Here is an 18360-nt window from a genome sequence, read left to right as displayed (position 1 = left end):
AGATAAAAATAGAGCAAATTCTAGTATCCTGTTTCCTTAGGATATTACAATTCTAAGGAAAATTTGCCTCCACTCATATTATTAAGATTGAGTTCCCATAAAAGATGGGAACAGGGAAGTTACATCCAATTTTACGATATAAAATTGAATACTATTAATGTTAGATCCGAACAATAAAAATCAGAAATATAATTTTTATGTGGACTTATGTAAAAAAAAACTCAATACTAATCCTTTTACTGAAATTCTCTCTAAGTATTTATGCTCAGGATAGTTTGTCATTGCAAAAAACTGCTCAACAAGATTCTTTAATAATAAGAGATGATACTTTGGATTATAAAAAACTTATTGTTCCGGTTAGCTTGATATCGGCAGGTGCAATTGGTTTTACAATTCCTGAAATCAAAAAGTTTGATTATGATGTGAGAAGGGAGGTAAACGATCATACATTAAACAATTCAAAATTAGACAACTATACCTTATTTGTACCAGCTGCGCTCGTTTATGGTTTAAACATAGCGGGTGTTCGAGGGAAACATAACTTAAAAGATCGAACGATCATTTTAGCAACATCACAAGCTATCTTATTGGCAATAGTTATTCCTTCAAAATCATTGATCGGCAGGGAGCGGCCTGATCAATCAAATTATATGTCATTTCCCTCAGGTCATGCAGCGATCGCATTTTCAACTGCACAGTTTATGTTCAGAGAATATAGGGACAGCAATTATTGGATCAGTCTGTCAGGATATCCGTTTGCCATTTTTACTAGTGTGTACAGAATCATCAATAATAAGCATTGGGTTACAGATGTCCTGTCTGGTGCTGGTATCGGAATTTTTTCTACTGAGATAGCATATTGGTTATATCCAAAGATCAAAACTTTATTTAAAAGTAAGAATGAAAAAACATTATCTATGATTTCTCCTTATTTCCAGAAGAGTTATCAGCAGAAAAGTTTGGGTTTGAAGTACCAGCTATTTTTTTAAATGAGAAATTATGGGATTTAAAAGACGATTTAGGAGACGAATAATCAGGAGGGGAAAGCATCGGCTTGCGTCAGAAGATATATTCTATTTGATAGTTTTTAGTATCCTGATACTATCTCTTATAACATATGGATTTAAGAAATATTTTCATCCTGTCAAAGACCATCATTTTAAATATCATCAAAGTAAAAACTAATCAATCTACTTCCTAAAACGATCAATAGTTAACTATGGACAGATAGAAATAATATTTTTTTAGAGTAATGTTTTAACATATCACGTTTTTAAAGGACATTTAAAATTATTTAGATGTTTGAAGCAATATTGTTTAAAACAATGGAAAGTATTTAAAATCAGTAGATTATAGCTTTGTTTTGGCATCTTATTTGCCTTTCACAAATAACAACATATATAAATTAATATTCACCTTTAAATTAAAATGTTATGAACAGCGAAGATCAAAAAAAAGAGACACACGACCATCCAGAACATCACGAACACAAAGAACATCATCCGCACAAGGAACATCACGAGGGTCCTGAACATGCAGATGAGCCGGAGCATCACGATGAGGCCGAGCATCATCAAGAAAAAGAACATCACGATGAGAAAGAACATCATGATGAGAATAAGAAGTAAATAGCATAGTTCTTATAAATACTGAATTTCAATACTGGAATTCAGTATATTTTTAATAATATAATGTACCGTATTTTAATCTTTCTTCATAAGTGAGCATTTTCAAATATTAATATTTAATTGAGTCGTTATGTATAAAATCTAGATTGAATTCGCTAATTCCAGTAATCCTACGAAACAGTCTTTCTTGCTTTTTGTCCCTTAACAAAAACATAAAGAATATCCACGGAGTATTAACTCAAGAATGACTTTTTGCTCAATCCTAAGATCTGCGGAGGCAAATTATTAGAAATACGTTGAAATACCAAAGCTGAAGCCTACAGTTTTTGCCGCAGGGTTCGCAAAAATGTCTTTCTGTTTCTGAAATCTATAATTAAGTCTAAAAACAGTTTGTGCATTGGGTCTAAAACTGATTGCAGGCATAATACTCCATAAATCTTCTCCAATTTTGCTGTTGTCTTCTCTGAAATGACCTACGTTCCAATCTACATACTCTAAACGGCATGCAAGATTAACGGTTGCTCTTTCCCAATCCAAAATTTTTCTTTTAATTATTGGCTGAACAATGTCTATAAATCCTCCATGCTGCCTGTCTCCATATTGTTGTGTATAAGTTTCCGGGACATCTACTTTAACCCAAGCCCATTCTGCAGTAATTAAAGTTCCAAGGTTTGGAAGTGTATTATTATAATCCAATGCAAATACCCGAACCCTTCTTTTATCGTCAACCTGAAGACCTTCATCCTGAAATTTATTATAGATTCCTCCCATATAAGAGACTCCAAATTCTCCTGCTTTTTCATGTCTTGTGGCAATTTTTGCTGTTAAAAGAGGAACACCGCTGTTAATTTCTTCAAAACGTTCAGGATTACTTTTGGCAGCAGGTAAGTACGTTTTGTTTTGATTATTGTCAATAATTGAATTATCAAAATTTCCTGATAGATATACCTCGTATCCGAACATCCACTCGGCTTTATACATTTTTCCATAAAATCCGAAACCAGCATTACTGAATGTAGCAGGCAACATTTCTGTAGCAGATATAGGACGATCGGTAAACTCCCATTTCGGACCGTCATGATTTTGGTTGAAAGCACCAATTGGATTCATAATAATTCCTCCTCTCAAATTAAGCAAGGGATTAAACTCTACATCAATGGCAGCAAATTCAATATTAATCTCTTTACCTCCTTCTTCTAATTCTATTTCACTCAGAAATTTAATTTTTGAGGAAATTGTAGAAGATACAAAAAGTGTCATCCTACGTAATTGAAATTGATGTCCATCAGATATACCATCAGTGCTGATATGCTGCCAATTGGCTTCCGCATAGCCACCAATAGAGACAGGCACTTTCCCTAATCCTAAGAAGGGACGCTTGTAAACGGCATCCATGTTCAAAGAGCGAGAACTGTCTACAGGTATTCTTTTTAGTAATTCAGAATCTATCTGTGCTGTGGCTTCCTGAAAAATTAAAATTATAATTAGATAGATAATTTTTTTCATACCGGTTTTTTTAAAGAAATTTTCAAAAAATCCGATTCTATGTATACTGGAAATTTTCTTAAGGTCTGATCAGCAGGACCGTTTTGTACTAAACCTTGGTTGGAAAATTCACTACCATGTGCAGGACACTGTAGCTTATCTCCAAATACTTGTAACTGGCTACCCTGATGGGTACATTGCATCCATAATGCTTCATACTCAGTTTCCGAAAAACGAAATACACAAATGGGATATTTGAGAGATTCATTTTGAATAATTACATAGGATAATTTTTTGTCAGGATATTTTGTATCCATAAAATCCTCCAAAGGCAATATGATATAATCGTCTTTAATCGCTCCTGAAATCATTTTATTGCTTATACACCCTGAAAGAATGGGAGGAATTGCAGTAAAGCCTAAACAGACCAAACTGCATTTTTTGAGAAATTCAAGTCTGTCCATAATTATAAGGATTTCAAAAATTTAATAATAGCTTCTTTTTCTTGGACTGGTAATTGAGTGTAATTGGTTCTGCTGGTTGCAGCCTCTCCCCCGTGAAGCTGTATTGCTTCTTCTATACTTTTTGCCCTGCCATCATGCATTAAGAAGTATTGACCGCCTTGTGATTTTGGAGATAAACCTAACCCCCACAGTGCAGGCGTACGCCATTCATAAGTTTTCGCAGTGCCTTCCGTATAGTTGTCATCCAAAGAAGCACCCATATCATGAAGTAATAAGTCTGTGTACGGATAAAACTTTTTATTGGATAATGGTGAAATTGAGGAGGATGAAGTTTTCAGTTCCGGGACATGACATTTATTACAACTTATCTGAGAAAATATAGTCTGACCTTGTTTAATGATACTATTTTCTGCGTCTCGCTGAATAGGTGTTTTCAATGTACGAAGATAAAATACAACATCTGCGATGGTCTTATCAGAAACTTCGGGATCAACATTCATTCCTGAATAAACATCGTGAGGATTAAAAGTTGAAGTAATGCCCATATCTTGATTGTAAGCATTAACGGTTTGTTGTAGTAAACTGTATGTGGATGCCTTTTTACCAAATCTTCCGATATACTTCCCTCCTTTTGTTACAGCAAAGAAGAATGGTGCTTGATATGCCGGAAGATCAATATAATTGGGGACTCCTGAGATGCCATCATTATTTGTATCAAAAGGGTCAGCCATTGCCAAAATATCCATATCAGAAACCAATTCAATAAAACCTAATCCGGTATTGGCAGGCGGAGTAAATTTAGAAAATGTTGCTCCGGGAGGAATTGCTTCCGGAGTATAACCTGGTATCGCCCTATTTTGCAATTGAGGACCACCTAAAAGCAAAAATAAATTTCCTGTTTCGTCAGTCTGTCCAAAACGTATAAGAGTAGTAAAGGGAGTCCCTTTTCCATCACCAGCATGACAGCTTCCACAACTTGTTGCCACGAAGGTTGGACCAAGACCTTTCCCGACCGTGAAGGTTTCATCGTTAAAGGCGATATCCCCTCGCAAAAATTGTTGGTTTTCAGCATATGATAACCCCACAATGGAGCCATCAAGTAATTCACTCTCATCTATCGCTTCAGGCTGAAGTTTATCACAAGCTTGTACGATCAGAAAAAGAAGATAGAAAATTATAATAATAGGTATATATCTCTTGCTCACGTTTTTTTTTCAAATATAATAAAAAGTTAGATTAATCTAACTTTTTATTTCGCTATGTCTAATTATTTTTATGACTGCTGTGCATTTATAGCAAACACTATAAATAAAGATTAGATAATTTGAAACGGAATTTAATCTCAGGATATGTGCTGTTAGGATATTTTTCTTGAAAAACAATAACCTTTATCGCATAGTAAATTAATGTGGATATTGAACAGTCCTAGTGTACAAATTTTAATAGCCAGACGAAACAGTTGGTTGCCAAGTGCTAAGGTTGACCGTCTTAATAGTAGTAGGTAATTATTTTTTGTAAATTATACAATTTTACCATCTAAACTTACCAAAGATAAAAAGGATGATAGTTCATTAATGATTTTTGGTTTGGGGATTTATATCAAAAGCGAAAAATGATTAGGGCAGGGTATATTTGTTATTTGAAAATCTGTGGATTATGGAAGAGATAGAAAAAAGATCTACATTTATTTGTGAAAAATAAAAAAAAACATATCTTTGCACCAGTAAAAACGACGCACTCTATTTTTGTTTATTAAAGTGACCTATTCGGTGACCTAAAAATAAGAGAACGACATAAAGCTTATGGATAGGGAGTTTTTCAAATAAGAACAAGTCCCGTCCGGATCGCAACTACTAATCAAAGTAGTCAAAATACTGTAAAATACTTATTTTGCAGTATTTTTTTTGGAATATGCATATTAATTTTAGGTTAAAATATTTTGTGGCAATAGTAATTTATATTTTGAATAAAAATTAACTTATGCTATTAAAAATATTAATAATAATTATTATCTTCGCCTGATAATAAAACCACCAATTGTTGAAATAATGAAAAAGATACTTTAGATTTATTTGTGTATGGGGAATGTTTTTAAAATCAGGGAGTTAAGATATATACCCAGGTGGTCGGTTTTTCTTATTGATGTTTCATTCATTTTTTTTTCAATTTTAGTTTCATATTTTCTTCTGAATAGTCTGGAGGTAAAACTCAACTTTACTAAGTATCAAAAGGAAAATATATTTTCAGTGGTGCTTATTAATAGTCTATGTATAATTCTGTTCAAAACTTATGCAGGAATTATCAGACACTCTACTTTTTTTGACTTTTTTAAAATTGTATGGTCTTCAGGCAGTGCCCTTATTGTCTTGCTTGGACTAAATTTTATGTCAGAACTGATATTGGGCAAACCCGTATTTTTATATCCTGTTCTTTTTTTATTTTTCTTTGTCTCCATTTTTCTGATGTTTTTTTTCAGAATGGCAATCAAAAAGCTTTTCGGTGTCTTAATAGATTCTAAGGATACTCTATCCAAAGCTAGAATTGCTATTGTAGGAGTAGAGGATACTTCCGTGTCATTAGCAAAGGCTATTATTCACAATCCCGATCATCCCTATCAGCTGGCAGGATTTCTCACTGCAAGATCAGATTCTAAAAAAGCAAGGTTGCTTGGCCATAAAATTTATAATAAAAAGCAATTTCTTAAGAGTGATTCTCTGAAAGAACAATTTGATGCGGTTTTAATCAAAGATGTGATGACAAAGCAAGAGATAGAAGAATGGACTAGCTTTGCATTGGATAAAGGATTGAAAGTATTAAAAGTACCCATAACCAATATCATAAAAGAGGATGATAAGGTGAGAAGTATCCGTCCTCTTCAGATTGAAGATGTACTGAATCGTCCGACAATTAAAATTTTGGATTTAGCGGAAAGAATGATCAAATTATCAGGATATACTCCAGGTATCGATATTAAAATTGATTTTATTGGGTTAAGACCTGATGAGAAACTATATGAAGAACTTTTACCGGATAATTCTACAACTATTCCTACCCATCATGAGAAAATTATTATATCCAGAGATCCATTGATGAAGTTTGAAGATATAGATATTTTTGTGCTCGCAAATTATTCTTTCAGCAATGAATAAAGATAGTTTACAGATTGTGAGAATATTAAAAATAATTGTGCCGGAATTTAAAAGCAATAACTCTGAATTGAAATTCTTGACAAGATATCTAAACATGAAGCATATGAATGAAAATTAAAGAATAAAATACATAAAAAACTGATATAAAATAATAATTTTGCTATTAATTCCAAACGGAATGAAAATTGCTAGAGAAAGAATTGATTTTAAATATAAAGATTAAATACCACTCACATTCGTAAACTTTTTATAAATATAGAATACTTATGTGGTTAGCTTTCTTCCTATTAGGTATCTTAAATTAAATTTAGTTCAGATAGATTTTAAATAATAACACAAGTAGAGTTAGAATAAACAACATATGAATAAAAAGATTATTACATATATAACATTGTTATCGGTTATTTTGTTATCATGCAGACCGAAGCAGGATATGATATATATGTCGAAACATAATATGGAAGAGGAAGTTGCGAAAGCAAAATTTCAGAAATTACATATTCAGGAAGGAGATGTTCTTCTTATTCTGGTATCCGCACTTGATGAAATTGCCGTAAAACCTTTTAATCTTAATACTGCAAACAAAGTAGGGAGCGACAGTGGAAGAGGAATCAACCAATACGTAGAACCAAGTCAATACCTTGTCAATGAAGATGTTAAAGGAATTTTAGAGAAATACGATAATCGTATATAAAAAGAAATTAGAAAATGAAAATAGCAGTAGTAGGAACAGGGTATGTAGGTTTGTCTAATGCCGTCTTATTGGCGCAACATAATGAAGTTGTAGCTTTAGATATTGTTCAGGAAAGAGTAGAATTGCTTAATTCTAAAAAATCCCCTATAGAGGATGAAGAGATCAGTACATTTTTAAGTACGAAACATCTTAATTTTAAAGCTACTTTAGATAGAAAGGAAGCTTATGATAAAGCTGAATATATTATTGTTGCTACACCAACAGATTATGACCCCACTACCAATTATTTCGACACAAGCAGTGTTGAGAATGTAATTAAGGAAATTGCAGAATATAATTCTGAAGCTGTAATTATTATTAAATCTACGGTTCCGGTGGGATATACTGTAGATTTAAAAAGCAGACTAAATATAAATAATGTGGTGTTTTCTCCTGAATTTTTAAGAGAAGGCAAAGCCCTGTATGATAATTTATATCCCTCCAGAATTATTGTCGGGGAACAGAGTGAGCGCGCAAAAATTTTTGCAGAGTTACTGAAAGAAGGTGCCATAAAAAAAGATATTCCGGTTTTATTTACAAATCCTACAGAAGCAGAGGCAATTAAATTGTTTTCAAATACCTACTTAGCATTGCGTGTGGCTTATTTCAACGAATTAGACAGCTACGCACAGATTCATGAACTGGATACCCGCCAGATTATAGAAGGTGTTGGACTGGACCCAAGAATTGGTTCACATTATAATAATCCGTCTTTTGGATACGGAGGATACTGCCTGCCTAAAGATACCAAACAGCTTTTGGCAAATTATAACGCTGTTCCCAATAATATTATCCAGGCAATTGTAGATGCCAACAGGACCCGTAAGGACTTTATAGCAGATTCTGTACTTGCCAGAAAACCAAAAAAGGTAGGTGTTTACCGTCTGATCATGAAAGCAGGCTCCGACAATTTCAGAGCGTCTGCTATACAAGGTGTCATGAAAAGGATTAAAGCTAAAGGCGTGGAAGTTGAAGTGTTTGAACCGGCCCTTAATGAAGAGTCTTTTTTCGGTTCCAGAGTAGTAAAAGATTTAGAACTTTTCAAGAAAGAATGTGATGTAATTATTTCTAATCGTAATGCATCGGAACTTGTTGATGTACAGGATAAGGTGTATACGAGGGATTTATTTGGGAATGATTAATTTACCCTTATATGTCTACGAATAATATAGCTAAAAATACAGCATTTCTATATTTTAGAATGTTTTTAATACTATTTATAACCCTTTATACATCAAGAATAGTATTAAAAAATTTGGGAGCATCTGATTATGGTATATATAGTTTAGTAGGAGGAATAGTTGTATTATTTGGTTTTTTAAATTCAGCAATGTCATCAGCTACACAAAGATATTTAAGCTATGATATTGGAAAAGGAGATCTTATTAATTTAAATAAAACATTTAGTATTACAATGACTATTCATATTGGAATAGGAATATTGATATTAATACTCGCCGAAACAATTGGTTTATGGTATTTGAATAATATACTAAGTTTTCCTGTTGAAAGAACTAAAGCAGTTAATTATGTTTATCAGTTTTCAATATTAAGTTTCCTTTTAAATATATTGCAAGTGCCTTATAATGCACTGATAATAGCAAGAGAAAGAATGAAAGTGTACGCTTATGTAAGTGTAATTGAAGTACTTTTAAAGCTATTTATTGTATATATATTAATATATATTAAAGATGATAAACTTATAATTTATTCAATATTAACATTTACGGTTTCATTAATAATTAGATTAATATATCAAATTTATTGTAGGAGGAATTTTATTGAGAGTAAGTATAAATTTATTTATGATAAAGAATATTTCATAGAATTGATAAGTTATTCTGGTTGGAATCTTTTTGGAAATATAGCTTCTGTTAGTAGAAATCAAGGAAATAATTTGATATTAAATTTATTTTTTGGAACTTTAATAAATGCTGCTTATGGCATTACTATGCAAGTACAAAGTGCTGTTAATATTTTTATTAGTAATTTTCAACTAGCAGTTAATCCGCAGATAATTAAAAATCACTCTGTAGGTAATATAAAAGAATCCATTAAGTTAATAGTAATAAGTTCAAAATTATCATTCGTATTAACATTAATATTAATATCACCTGTAATTTTGAATATTGATTTTATTTTGGAGGTGTGGTTAATTGATTCTCCAAAATATACAAATTATTTAGTGAAATGGTGTTTAATATGTCTATTAATAGATAGTATATCAGGACCATTAATGACTGGAATACAAGCCACAGGAAAAATTAAGACATATCAAGCAGTAGTTGGTAGTATTGTATTTTTAAATTTACCAATATCATATTTTTTACTAAAATATAAAATTATCAATACACCGAATTTAGTATTTTATACTTGGTTTATAATTTCAATAATATCATTATTCATAAGATTGTATTTTATGAAAACAGTATTAAATTTTAATATTAAGGAGTTTCTTGTTAAACATTTATCTAAATTACTAGTAATATCTATATTATCTTTTACTCTTATTAAGTTAATTAATACCTATTTAATTTTAGACGACCTATTTAAAGTTACATTTATAACAACTCTATATTTAATGATTATGATAATCATTATTTATTTTTTCGGGACAGGTAAAGATGAAAAAGTTATTATTAAAAAACTATTAAAAAAGATTATCAAAAAATGAAAGCGACAATAAAAGAAATAGTTGAGAATGACTTATGTATTGGATGTGGAGTTTGTATTTCTGAATCAAAATCTTCTAAAATGATCTTGAATAATAAAGGCTTTTGGGTTCCAAAAATAGATAATTCTTTTAATGAAATGGCTGTAAAAGTTTGTCCTTTCAATCCAAATCCTGAAAAGGAAGTTCAGGATGAAGATAAATTATCCGATATTTTTATTAATAACTATAAATTTAAGCATAATAGGATAGGTAAATATAATAATGTATTTGTAGGATATTCAAATGAATATAGAGAGACTTCTTCTTCTGGAGGAGTTGCTACATATATTTTAGAATTTTTATTAAAAGAAAAAATCGTAGATCATTTATTTGTTGTTGGACAAAAAGATGATAGGTATGGTTATCAATGGATTAGTGATGTTAGGGATTTAGAAAAGATTTCTAAAACACGTTATTATCCGGTTAATTTAGAAGGACTATTTGAACATATAAATAATAAGGTTGGTAAAATTGCAATTGTTGGTATACCTCCATTTTTAAAGGCCATTAGATTAAAGCAATATTATTATCCTGAATATCAAGAAAAGATAAAGTTTTTAATAGCTATAATATCAGGTGGTGTAAAAGGTACTTTTTTTACGGAGTATTTGGCACAAAAAAGTGGAATTAATGGTAAATTTTACAATCCTGAATATAGACTGAAGAATCTGGATTCAACAGCAATTGATTATTCATTTGGAGCGTTTGATTCAAATAATATATTTAGAAAAGTCAGAATGCAAGAAGTTGGAAATATGTGGGGAACAGGTATGTTTAATTGTACTGCTTCTGATTTTAGTGATGATGTTACTGGTGAATTAAGTGATATAACATTAGGAGATGCTTGGATAAATCCGTATAGAAAGGATGGAAAAGGACATAATGTTATTTTAACAAGATCAGAATTAGCAGATTTTATTATTAATGAAGGGATAAAAAGAAACGAATTAATAATAGAAAATATACATATTGATTCCTTTATTGAATCTCAAGCTGGAGCATTTAGACATAGACAAATGGCTATGAAATCTAGATTAAATTATTTTAAATCTAAAAATAATTTAATACCCTTTAAGAGAAAAAGACTGTTAGAAAATATACCTATTGAATATAAATTAGTTCAGAAACAAAGATTAAAAGTTAGAAATAGAAGTATAGCTTTGTGGTTAAAATATAAAGATGCTGCATTATTTGATAATAATATCAAAAATGATATAAAAACACTTAAAGTTTATACTAAAATTTATCATAAAGTCCAAATAATAAAAAAGAAGTTAGGTATCAAATCAATGTAATATGAAAATAGCAATAATCACACATCCCTTAAAAAATAATTACGGTGGTATATTACAAAACTGGGCTTTACAACAGGTGTTGAAAAGAGGAGGCAATGAGGTTTATAGCATAGATAAACTTCAAAAGTTACCATTAAAAACCAAAATACTTTCATTCTTAAAAAATTTTCTTTTAAAGATTTCAGGTAAGAATGTTAAATTAAAGAATTGGTTATCAGATAAAGATACCAATATTATAGATTGTAATACACGAGAATTTGTAAAAAATGAAATTGTATTAACAGAAACGATATTTAATAACAGTCAAGTTGATAGATTACACAATAAATATATGTTTAATTGTTATATTGTAGGTAGTGATCAAGTATGGAGAAGAAATCAGGTAAGAACAAATGATTTAGAATTTTTAGAATTTTTAAAAGAAAATAATAAAGTAAAAAAAATAGCATATGCAGCTTCCTTTGGGGTTGATTTTTGGGAATTCAATGAAAAAGAAACATTAAAATATAAAAAATTAGCAAAACTTTTTGATGCTATATCAGTTAGAGAAGATTCCGGAGTGAATCTTTGTAATGATTACTTGAAAGTAGAAGCAGAGCAGGTCATCGATCCTACATTATTATTATCTAAAGATGATTATATAAAACTTGTAAATAAAGCTGCAATAGAAAAAAGTGAAGGTAATTTATTTTGTTATATCCTTGATAAAAATAATCATAAAAATAATATTGTAGAAATTGTTGCTAGAGAAAAGAAATTAAAAGCTTTTGAAGTTATGCCAAAATATAAGTATAATTCTGTGGAAAATGATAATATTGAAAATTGTGTTTTTCCGAAAGTAGAAACTTGGATAAGAGCTTTTATGGATGCGGAATTTGTTGTAACTGATTCTTTTCATGGAACAGCATTTTCAATAATTTTTAATAAACCATTTATTGCAATATTGAACAAACAAAGAGGAGCTTCAAGATTTTATTCTTTGTTAAAGCTTTTTTCACTAGAAGATCGCATAATAATAGCTGAGAATGAATTTAATAAGGAAATTCTAAATCGTGATCTAGATTATGATAAGGTTAACTCGAAATTACAAGTTCTTAAATCTAATGCATTGAATTTTATAAATCTTTCGATAACTAAATAATGAAGCTATCTATAATAATTCCAATTTATAACATTGAAAAGTATGTATCAAAATGCCTAGATAGTATTTTAAATCAAGATTTTATTGATTATGAAATAATTCTTATAGATGATGGAAGTACAGATAATTCATTATCACTCTGTAAGGAATATGAAATAAAACACCCAAATATCCAACTTTTTTCTCAAGAAAACCAAGGGGTAAGCGTAGCTAGAAATAATGGAATAAGTAAATCTAATGGACAATGGTTGTGTTTTATAGATGGAGATGACTTTATTGAAAAAGAATCTTTATCAAATATTTTTAATCAAGTTAATGATTTTGAATTAGACTGTATTATAGCTAAATCTTACATTAATAATGGTAATAAAAGATTAAATGAAAAATATAAATTTAATAGTTCTTTTCTAAAAAAAACATTTACTGGTAATGAATTAGCTTTCCAAAAACAATATTTAAGAGGAAGTGTTTGTGGCGCTTTTTTTAAAAGAAGTTTTATAATTCAAAACAATATACAATTTCCAATAGGGTTGATAAATGGAGAGGATACAATTTTTTTTACAAAATGTATGTTGTATTTCAAGAAGGTAATATTTTTTGATGAAATATTTTATTTTATTTACGAAAGACATGGTAGTGCATCCAGAAAGTGGGATCAAGATAAAATATTATTGATGATTAATAATATTAAATACATAAATAATTATAAAAAGTTAAAGCAATTAAATAAATCAGAGATTAGCTTATTAGATTATGCGATTTATAGAATAATATCTTCAATTTTTAATAATTTAAGTAAATGTTTTACAATAGGTGGATTTTGTAATATATATAAATCCATAAAACAGGTTTTGAATTATAAATTAGATGTGGGAGAAATTAAACTATCTCATAAAAAAGTTAAATTATTACAAACATCTTTACTTCTATTTGGTATATCTGTTATAGTAAAAAATTATAGAAAGAAACTTAAATGTTCATAGAGAGTATAATTACATATTTTTTCTTAATTACATCAATGTTGATATTTGGTGTTAATTATTACTACAATTCTAATAAATTTATAATTAATAATATAGATAAAAGATCTTTTTGGCGTTTAGATATAATATTACCAATTTTAATCTTTTCTACGATATTTGGTATGAGATATGATGTAGGAGTTGATTATTTTTCTTATTTGAATAGTTATTTAACGAAAACTCATGTCGGAAAAAATGAATATTTATTCTACTTTTTATCTGATTTATCTTGGTATTTTAAATTACATTTTTCTATCTATTTTGGAATAATTGCATTTTTGCAGATATTATTTTTTTATTTGTCTTTTAAAAATAATAGATATCTATATCCTTTTTTAATATTCTTCTTATTTACTAATGGTAGTTTTTTGTTTTGGATGAATGGGATAAGGCAAGCACTAGCACTATGCATCTGGTTATATTCCTTAAAATACATAGTCAGTAGGAACTTCTACATGTACTTATTATTTATTTGTATAATATTTATGGTACATAGAAGTTCCATAATATTATTGATATTTTATCCATTATTAGTTGGAAATAGAGATTATTTTAAAAATATTAAAATACAATTAATATTATTATTATTAGCATTCTTACTCCGAAGTATATTCTTTACTTTGATCTTAAAGTTAGAATCTGTTTTTACATTATATGTTTCTATACTGGGAGATGGGCTATACGATAGTTATAGTATGGAAAATTTAATTGATGGTTTTGTAGAATCTAATGGCTCAGGTCTTGCTGTTTACTTTAAGTTACTGGTTAACATTATTATTATTTTAGAAAGCAAAAAATTAAAAAAATTTTATAATAATAAATATTTTATAATATGTTATTTTTTCTTTTTTATTGGAATTTTAGCTAAATATATTATACCAGATGGCGCAGTTGCTTTATCAAGACCATTTAGGTACTTTTATATATTTGATACAATTATTTATTCTTTTTTTACTTATTATTTATGTAGAAATTTTAACAAAATAAATAATAAGTTAAAATATTTTGCAATGATTATTGCATTTGCGTTAATTTTTTGTCTTTCTCAGTTTTCTGCTACAAAAAATTCGCATTCGTTATTCCAATTTTATTTTAATAATCATTAAATATTAATATCTATGAAGTATTTATTAAATGTAATATTTATATTGATTTGTACGAGCGTTTATGCTCAATATAATTATTTAAAAAAAAATGAGTATGATTTAATTTTAAATAATAATCTTAATAAGATTAGATCTTTTTCTAAAAGTAGCAATGTGTATAATTTTATGGCATTGGGTTATTTTTTGAATGCGAATAATAACATGTATTTGAAAACTAAGGATAAGCAATATTTAGCTAATAACTTAGAAATTATTCAACCTATATTAATTAATGATAATGATTTTAATTATAAAAATAATAATTGGAGGATGAATGTGAATAGCTCAAATCAAAATGCTATTGTAAATGGGCAGGAACATTTGATTTCAGAAGGATATTTTTTCAGATACATCGGCGAATTTTTGGATATTTTAGCCAAGAATAAACTGTATACAAATTATCAGCCGGCGATAGAAAGTGGTTTAAAATACTCTTTCAATAAATGGAAAGCCAGAAGTTTTAGCCAGTATGGAGATTATTCTTTATTGTTTCATCAGAGGCTTCATACAGGAGCAAACTGGGCAGTTGTTGCACTATATCTGATGAAATATGACGAATCTAATAAAAACTCATATTCCGTGTTTGTAAATCAGTTTGATCAGCAGCTGAAAAAAGCACTGATCTTAAACAAAAGCACAAGTGGCGTTTTTTATTATACATGGAACAGTACGTATCCGGATGCTTTTTGTAAGGCTTTACAGAAAATTAAGAATTATAAGCCCGTTATACAGGATGTATCACATGGAAATCATGTCGTATTATATTTAATAAAGGCAAAAGAATTGGGAAATGCCAATTGGACCGACTTTAATTTCAGTTACCTCTGCAATACCCTGAAACTTAAGATTCTTAAAGGAGACAGTATTGCTGATAATGTAGACGGTACTACAAATCCAAGTGTACAAAATACAGGATGGAAAATATCGGATGGCTGGATGAAACTTATCTATTTTGATACAAGTTTATATCCTTTGATCGAGAAAAACCTTACAAATTATAGTAATAAAATTAAAAATTCCTCTTTAGAGCTGCAGTTTAATTCAATTTATCCATAATGATACTTCACATTACAAACGATTACTCAGGATCTACAGTGTATAAAAATTTAGTGAGGGAGCTGGATAATAACGGGGTGGAGCAGATTGTGTATAATCCATTTCGGGAGGCTTCCAGAATAGGAAAAAATAAAATAAATTTTAAAAATAACCGCTCTCAGATTATCTACAGCCATATTTTATCAAAATATGCAGATCGGGTTTTGTATAAGAGAAAAATTAAAAAAATTGTACAGGACATTGAAGCAAAAATAGATCTCAAGACTGTCAAATTTATTCATGCTCACACATGGTACAGCGATGGCGGAGCGGCCTATGAACTTCATAAAAAATATAATATTCCCTACATAGTAGCAGTGCGTAATACTGATCTTAATGTGTTTTTGAAATATTTTCTGCACGAAAGAGCCTACGGAAAAAAAATTCTTCAGAATGCGAATAAGATCATAACCATTTCGGCAGTCTATAAAAACAGAATGCTTGAAGATTCCAGACTGTCTCATATCCTGGATGATGTACAGCAAAAACTTACAGTGGTTCCAAATGGTGTAGATCCTTACTGGATTGAATCAAAGGTGATGAAAAGGAATGTTGTTAAGAATGAAAAAAGCATTCAATTGCTTTATATAGGGAAATTTAATAAGGGAAAAAATGTCTTTAACCTTATTAATGCTGTTAAGAATTATAATCACAAGGTTCAGAATAAGATAAAATTAACACTGATAGGAGGAGGAGGAAATGACGAGAAAAGAATCCTGGATTCTATTAAAAACGACCCTTCCTTCGAGTTTGTAGGAAAAGTAGACAGTCTGCCTGTTTTAAAATCCTATTACGAACGAAGCGATTTCTTTACAATGCCTTCCAAAGCAGAAACCTTTGGCTTGGTCTATATAGAAGCACTTTTGCAAGGTTTACCGGTGATGTACACGCAAAATGAAGGGATTGACGGTTTTTATGATGATTCTATTGGAGAAAAAGTGGAAGACACTTCTGTTTCTGCAATCGAACGAGGGCTTGAACGGTTAATCCAAAAACGAGATCATTATAGTTTTGATATGGAACAATTCTTAAAAAATCATGACTGGAAGCGAATAGCTGAAGTATATCAACAATTATATACAGAAAAAAAATAATGAATATATTATACATCCACCAATATTTCGTAACTCCTCAGGAACCCGGAGGAACAAGATCGTATTGGCTGGCACAAGAACTTATTAAAAACGGGCATAAAGTTACTATGCTCACCTCATCATCAAAATTTTCAGAGGATATTAAAATTGTAGAAATTGATGGTATTGAAGTCGTTTATATAAAAGAAGACTACGACCAGAATATGAGTGTTTCCAGAAGGTTAAAGGCCTTCTTGAAATTTATGTACAAATCATCTGTAGTAGGAATGAAACAGAAAGATATCGATTTGGTAATTGCTACATCTACTCCCCTTACAATAGGTATTCCGGCACTTATATTAAAGTGGTTTAAAAAGAAGCCTTTTGTTTTTGAAGTAAGAGACCTCTGGCCGGAGGTGCCAATACAGATGGGAGCCATAAAAAATAGTTGGACAATAAAAACGACTCGTCTGCTGGAAAAAGTGATTTATAAAAATGCTTCCCATGTTATTGCTCTTTCTCCTGGTATGCAGGCTGGAGTTGTAAAGTATATTCCTAAAGAAAAAACATCCATGATTCCTAATATGGCTAAAATGGACGAATTCTGGCCTAGGGGAAAAAATGATCAACTGATGGAAAAGCTCGGCTTAAAAAAAGATTCCTTCAAAATAGTTCACTTTGGTTCTTTGGGGTTGGCAAATGGGGCTCAGACAATTGTTGAATCCGCCAAATTATTAAACAATAGAGAAGATATAGAATTTTTGTTTGTAGGAGGAGGTTCTACCGAAAAAGATTTGATAGAAGAAGTAGAAAAAAGCAATCTTAAGAATGTGAAATTTCTCGGAAAGTTCCCTATGACTGACGTATCTGAAATTGTCAATTTTTCGGATGTTTCGATGATTTCCTTTTTGGATATTCCTATTTTGTATACCAACTCTCCAAACAAGCTTTTCGATTCGTTGTCTGCAGGAAAACCAATTATTGTAAACTCTGCCGGCTGGACGAAAGATATAGCCGAAAAATATCATTGCGGATTTTATGTAAACCCAAACCGTCCGGAAGAACTTGCACAAAAAGTACTCTATCTGAAAGACAATCCTGAATTGGTAAAGGAAATGGGACAGAATGCAAGGAAATTGGCTGAAACAGTTTATGATAAATCCATTTTGTGTAAAAAATTTGTTGAAGTCATCGAACAAACAGAATAAATGATCAAGAGAAAGAATCTATTGTATGTACAAATTATAGATAAAGGGTGATCTTAGAATTTAAAGTAACAAGAATTTTGATTTTGTGTGTGTTTTTTATAATCGACTTTCTTAAATTTTCTAAGTAAAATAGGGCAGAAGAGTATTAAGTACAGCTCTATATTAATTTTTTTATCTTTGACAATCTGTATCTTAACAATAACTTTGAA

General features: G+C 29.9%; 16 protein-coding genes. 13 read left to right on the top strand and 3 right to left on the bottom strand.

The window, feature by feature from the left end; translation table 11 throughout:
• Positions 1-197: 197 nt before the first annotated feature.
• Positions 198-989, top strand: coding sequence for a phosphatase PAP2 family protein (locus tag BMW64_RS08025; RefSeq protein WP_089999506.1), 792 nt, complete (start codon positions 198-200; stop codon positions 987-989).
• Positions 990-1433: 444 nt separating this feature from the next.
• On the top strand, positions 1434-1628 hold the full coding sequence (locus tag BMW64_RS08020; protein WP_034975906.1) for a hypothetical protein: 195 nt from the start codon (positions 1434-1436) through the stop codon (positions 1626-1628).
• Positions 1629-1913: 285 nt separating this feature from the next.
• Here the strand turns inward: BMW64_RS08020 and BMW64_RS08015 are convergent, their stop codons facing one another.
• From BMW64_RS08015 to BMW64_RS08005, 3 genes are read right to left on the bottom strand one after another with little or no spacing between them, the layout of a single operon-like run.
• Entirely contained in the window at positions 1914-3134 is a 1221-nt protein-coding gene (locus tag BMW64_RS08015) for a hypothetical protein (RefSeq protein ID WP_034975904.1), read from the bottom strand.
• Positions 3131-3577 (bottom strand): QcrA and Rieske domain-containing protein, encoded by a 447-nt coding sequence (locus BMW64_RS08010; RefSeq protein ID WP_051879933.1) that lies wholly within the window; start codon positions 3575-3577, stop codon positions 3131-3133. The genes BMW64_RS08015 and BMW64_RS08010 overlap by 4 nt, the downstream gene beginning before the upstream one ends.
• Positions 3578-3579: 2 nt before the next feature.
• Positions 3580-4629, bottom strand: coding sequence for a di-heme oxidoredictase family protein (locus tag BMW64_RS08005; RefSeq protein ID WP_233788903.1), 1050 nt, complete (start codon positions 4627-4629; stop codon positions 3580-3582).
• 1332 nt (positions 4630-5961) lie between these two features.
• On the opposite strand from BMW64_RS08005, the gene BMW64_RS21070 reads away from it, so the two are divergent.
• The 11 genes from BMW64_RS21070 (at position 5962) to BMW64_RS07950 (ending at position 18151) form a co-directional block, all read left to right on the top strand.
• Positions 5962-6726 (top strand): polysaccharide biosynthesis protein, encoded by a 765-nt coding sequence (locus BMW64_RS21070; RefSeq protein WP_317048316.1) that lies wholly within the window; start codon positions 5962-5964, stop codon positions 6724-6726.
• 442 nt (positions 6727-7168) lie between these two features.
• The gene (locus tag BMW64_RS07995) at positions 7169-7420 is read left to right on the top strand and encodes a hypothetical protein (protein ID WP_177175257.1); all 252 of its coding nucleotides are present in this window, start codon (positions 7169-7171) and stop codon (positions 7418-7420) included.
• Positions 7421-7434: 14 nt separating this feature from the next.
• Complete coding sequence (locus BMW64_RS07990; protein WP_089999504.1) at positions 7435-8601, top strand: nucleotide sugar dehydrogenase; 1167 nt, start codon at positions 7435-7437, stop codon at positions 8599-8601.
• An 11-nt stretch (positions 8602-8612) separates the two neighbouring features.
• The gene (locus BMW64_RS07985; RefSeq protein WP_089999503.1) at positions 8613-10133 is read left to right on the top strand and encodes a lipopolysaccharide biosynthesis protein; all 1521 of its coding nucleotides are present in this window, start codon (positions 8613-8615) and stop codon (positions 10131-10133) included.
• Positions 10130-11467, top strand: a complete 1338-nt coding sequence (locus tag BMW64_RS07980; RefSeq protein WP_089999502.1) for a Coenzyme F420 hydrogenase/dehydrogenase, beta subunit C-terminal domain — start codon at positions 10130-10132, stop codon at positions 11465-11467. Before BMW64_RS07985 ends, BMW64_RS07980 begins: the two co-directional genes overlap by 4 nt.
• A 1-nt stretch (position 11468) precedes the next feature.
• Entirely contained in the window at positions 11469-12608 is a 1140-nt protein-coding gene (locus tag BMW64_RS07975; RefSeq protein ID WP_089999501.1) for a polysaccharide pyruvyl transferase family protein, read from the top strand.
• Entirely contained in the window at positions 12608-13591 is a 984-nt protein-coding gene (locus BMW64_RS07970) for a glycosyltransferase (protein WP_089999500.1), read from the top strand. Before BMW64_RS07975 ends, BMW64_RS07970 begins: the two co-directional genes overlap by 1 nt.
• A complete protein-coding gene (locus BMW64_RS07965; RefSeq protein WP_089999499.1) occupies positions 13582-14736 on the top strand; it encodes an EpsG family protein in 1155 nt (384 codons plus the stop codon). Before BMW64_RS07970 ends, BMW64_RS07965 begins: the two co-directional genes overlap by 10 nt.
• A gap of 309 nt (positions 14737-15045) precedes the next feature.
• Positions 15046-15831, top strand: coding sequence for a hypothetical protein (locus BMW64_RS07960; RefSeq protein WP_143052663.1), 786 nt, complete (start codon positions 15046-15048; stop codon positions 15829-15831).
• Positions 15831-16964 carry a glycosyltransferase gene (locus BMW64_RS07955; protein ID WP_089999497.1) on the top strand — a complete coding sequence of 378 codons (1134 nt, stop codon included), beginning with the start codon at positions 15831-15833 and terminating at the stop codon, positions 16962-16964. The genes BMW64_RS07960 and BMW64_RS07955 overlap by 1 nt, the downstream gene beginning before the upstream one ends.
• Positions 16964-18151, top strand: coding sequence for a glycosyltransferase family 4 protein (locus BMW64_RS07950; RefSeq protein WP_089999496.1), 1188 nt, complete (start codon positions 16964-16966; stop codon positions 18149-18151). The genes BMW64_RS07955 and BMW64_RS07950 overlap by 1 nt, the downstream gene beginning before the upstream one ends.
• Positions 18152-18360: the final 209 nt, after the last annotated feature.

The sequence above is a fragment of the Chryseobacterium taichungense genome (assembly GCF_900109935.1).
GTDB lineage: Bacteria > Bacteroidota > Bacteroidia > Flavobacteriales > Weeksellaceae > Chryseobacterium > Chryseobacterium taichungense.
Note: the sequence above shows the minus strand (reverse complement) of the source record. Positions and strands in the feature narration are given on the sequence as shown.

Bases quoted from the DNA above. Each gene is read 5' to 3' on its own strand.
- BMW64_RS08025 (WP_089999506.1), top strand. From the start codon at position 198: ATGTGGACTTATGTAAAAAAAAACTCAATACTAATCCTTTTACTGAAA.
- BMW64_RS08020 (WP_034975906.1), top strand. From the start codon at position 1,434: ATGAACAGCGAAGATCAAAAAAAAGAGACACACGACCATCCAGAACAT.
- BMW64_RS08015 (WP_034975904.1), bottom strand. From the start codon at position 3,134: ATGAAAAAAATTATCTATCTAATTATAATTTTAATTTTTCAGGAAGCC.
- BMW64_RS08010 (WP_051879933.1), bottom strand. From the start codon at position 3,577: ATGGACAGACTTGAATTTCTCAAAAAATGCAGTTTGGTCTGTTTAGGC.
- BMW64_RS21070 (WP_317048316.1), top strand. From the start codon at position 5,962: ATGTCAGAACTGATATTGGGCAAACCCGTATTTTTATATCCTGTTCTT.
- BMW64_RS07995 (WP_177175257.1), top strand. From the start codon at position 7,169: ATGTCGAAACATAATATGGAAGAGGAAGTTGCGAAAGCAAAATTTCAG.
- BMW64_RS07990 (WP_089999504.1), top strand. From the start codon at position 7,435: ATGAAAATAGCAGTAGTAGGAACAGGGTATGTAGGTTTGTCTAATGCC.
- BMW64_RS07985 (WP_089999503.1), top strand. From the start codon at position 8,613: ATGTCTACGAATAATATAGCTAAAAATACAGCATTTCTATATTTTAGA.
- BMW64_RS07980 (WP_089999502.1), top strand. From the start codon at position 10,130: ATGAAAGCGACAATAAAAGAAATAGTTGAGAATGACTTATGTATTGGA.
- BMW64_RS07975 (WP_089999501.1), top strand. From the start codon at position 11,469: ATGAAAATAGCAATAATCACACATCCCTTAAAAAATAATTACGGTGGT.
- BMW64_RS07970 (WP_089999500.1), top strand. From the start codon at position 12,608: ATGAAGCTATCTATAATAATTCCAATTTATAACATTGAAAAGTATGTA.
- BMW64_RS07965 (WP_089999499.1), top strand. From the start codon at position 13,582: ATGTTCATAGAGAGTATAATTACATATTTTTTCTTAATTACATCAATG.
- BMW64_RS07960 (WP_143052663.1), top strand. From the start codon at position 15,046: ATGAATGTGAATAGCTCAAATCAAAATGCTATTGTAAATGGGCAGGAA.
- BMW64_RS07955 (WP_089999497.1), top strand. From the start codon at position 15,831: ATGATACTTCACATTACAAACGATTACTCAGGATCTACAGTGTATAAA.
- BMW64_RS07950 (WP_089999496.1), top strand. From the start codon at position 16,964: ATGAATATATTATACATCCACCAATATTTCGTAACTCCTCAGGAACCC.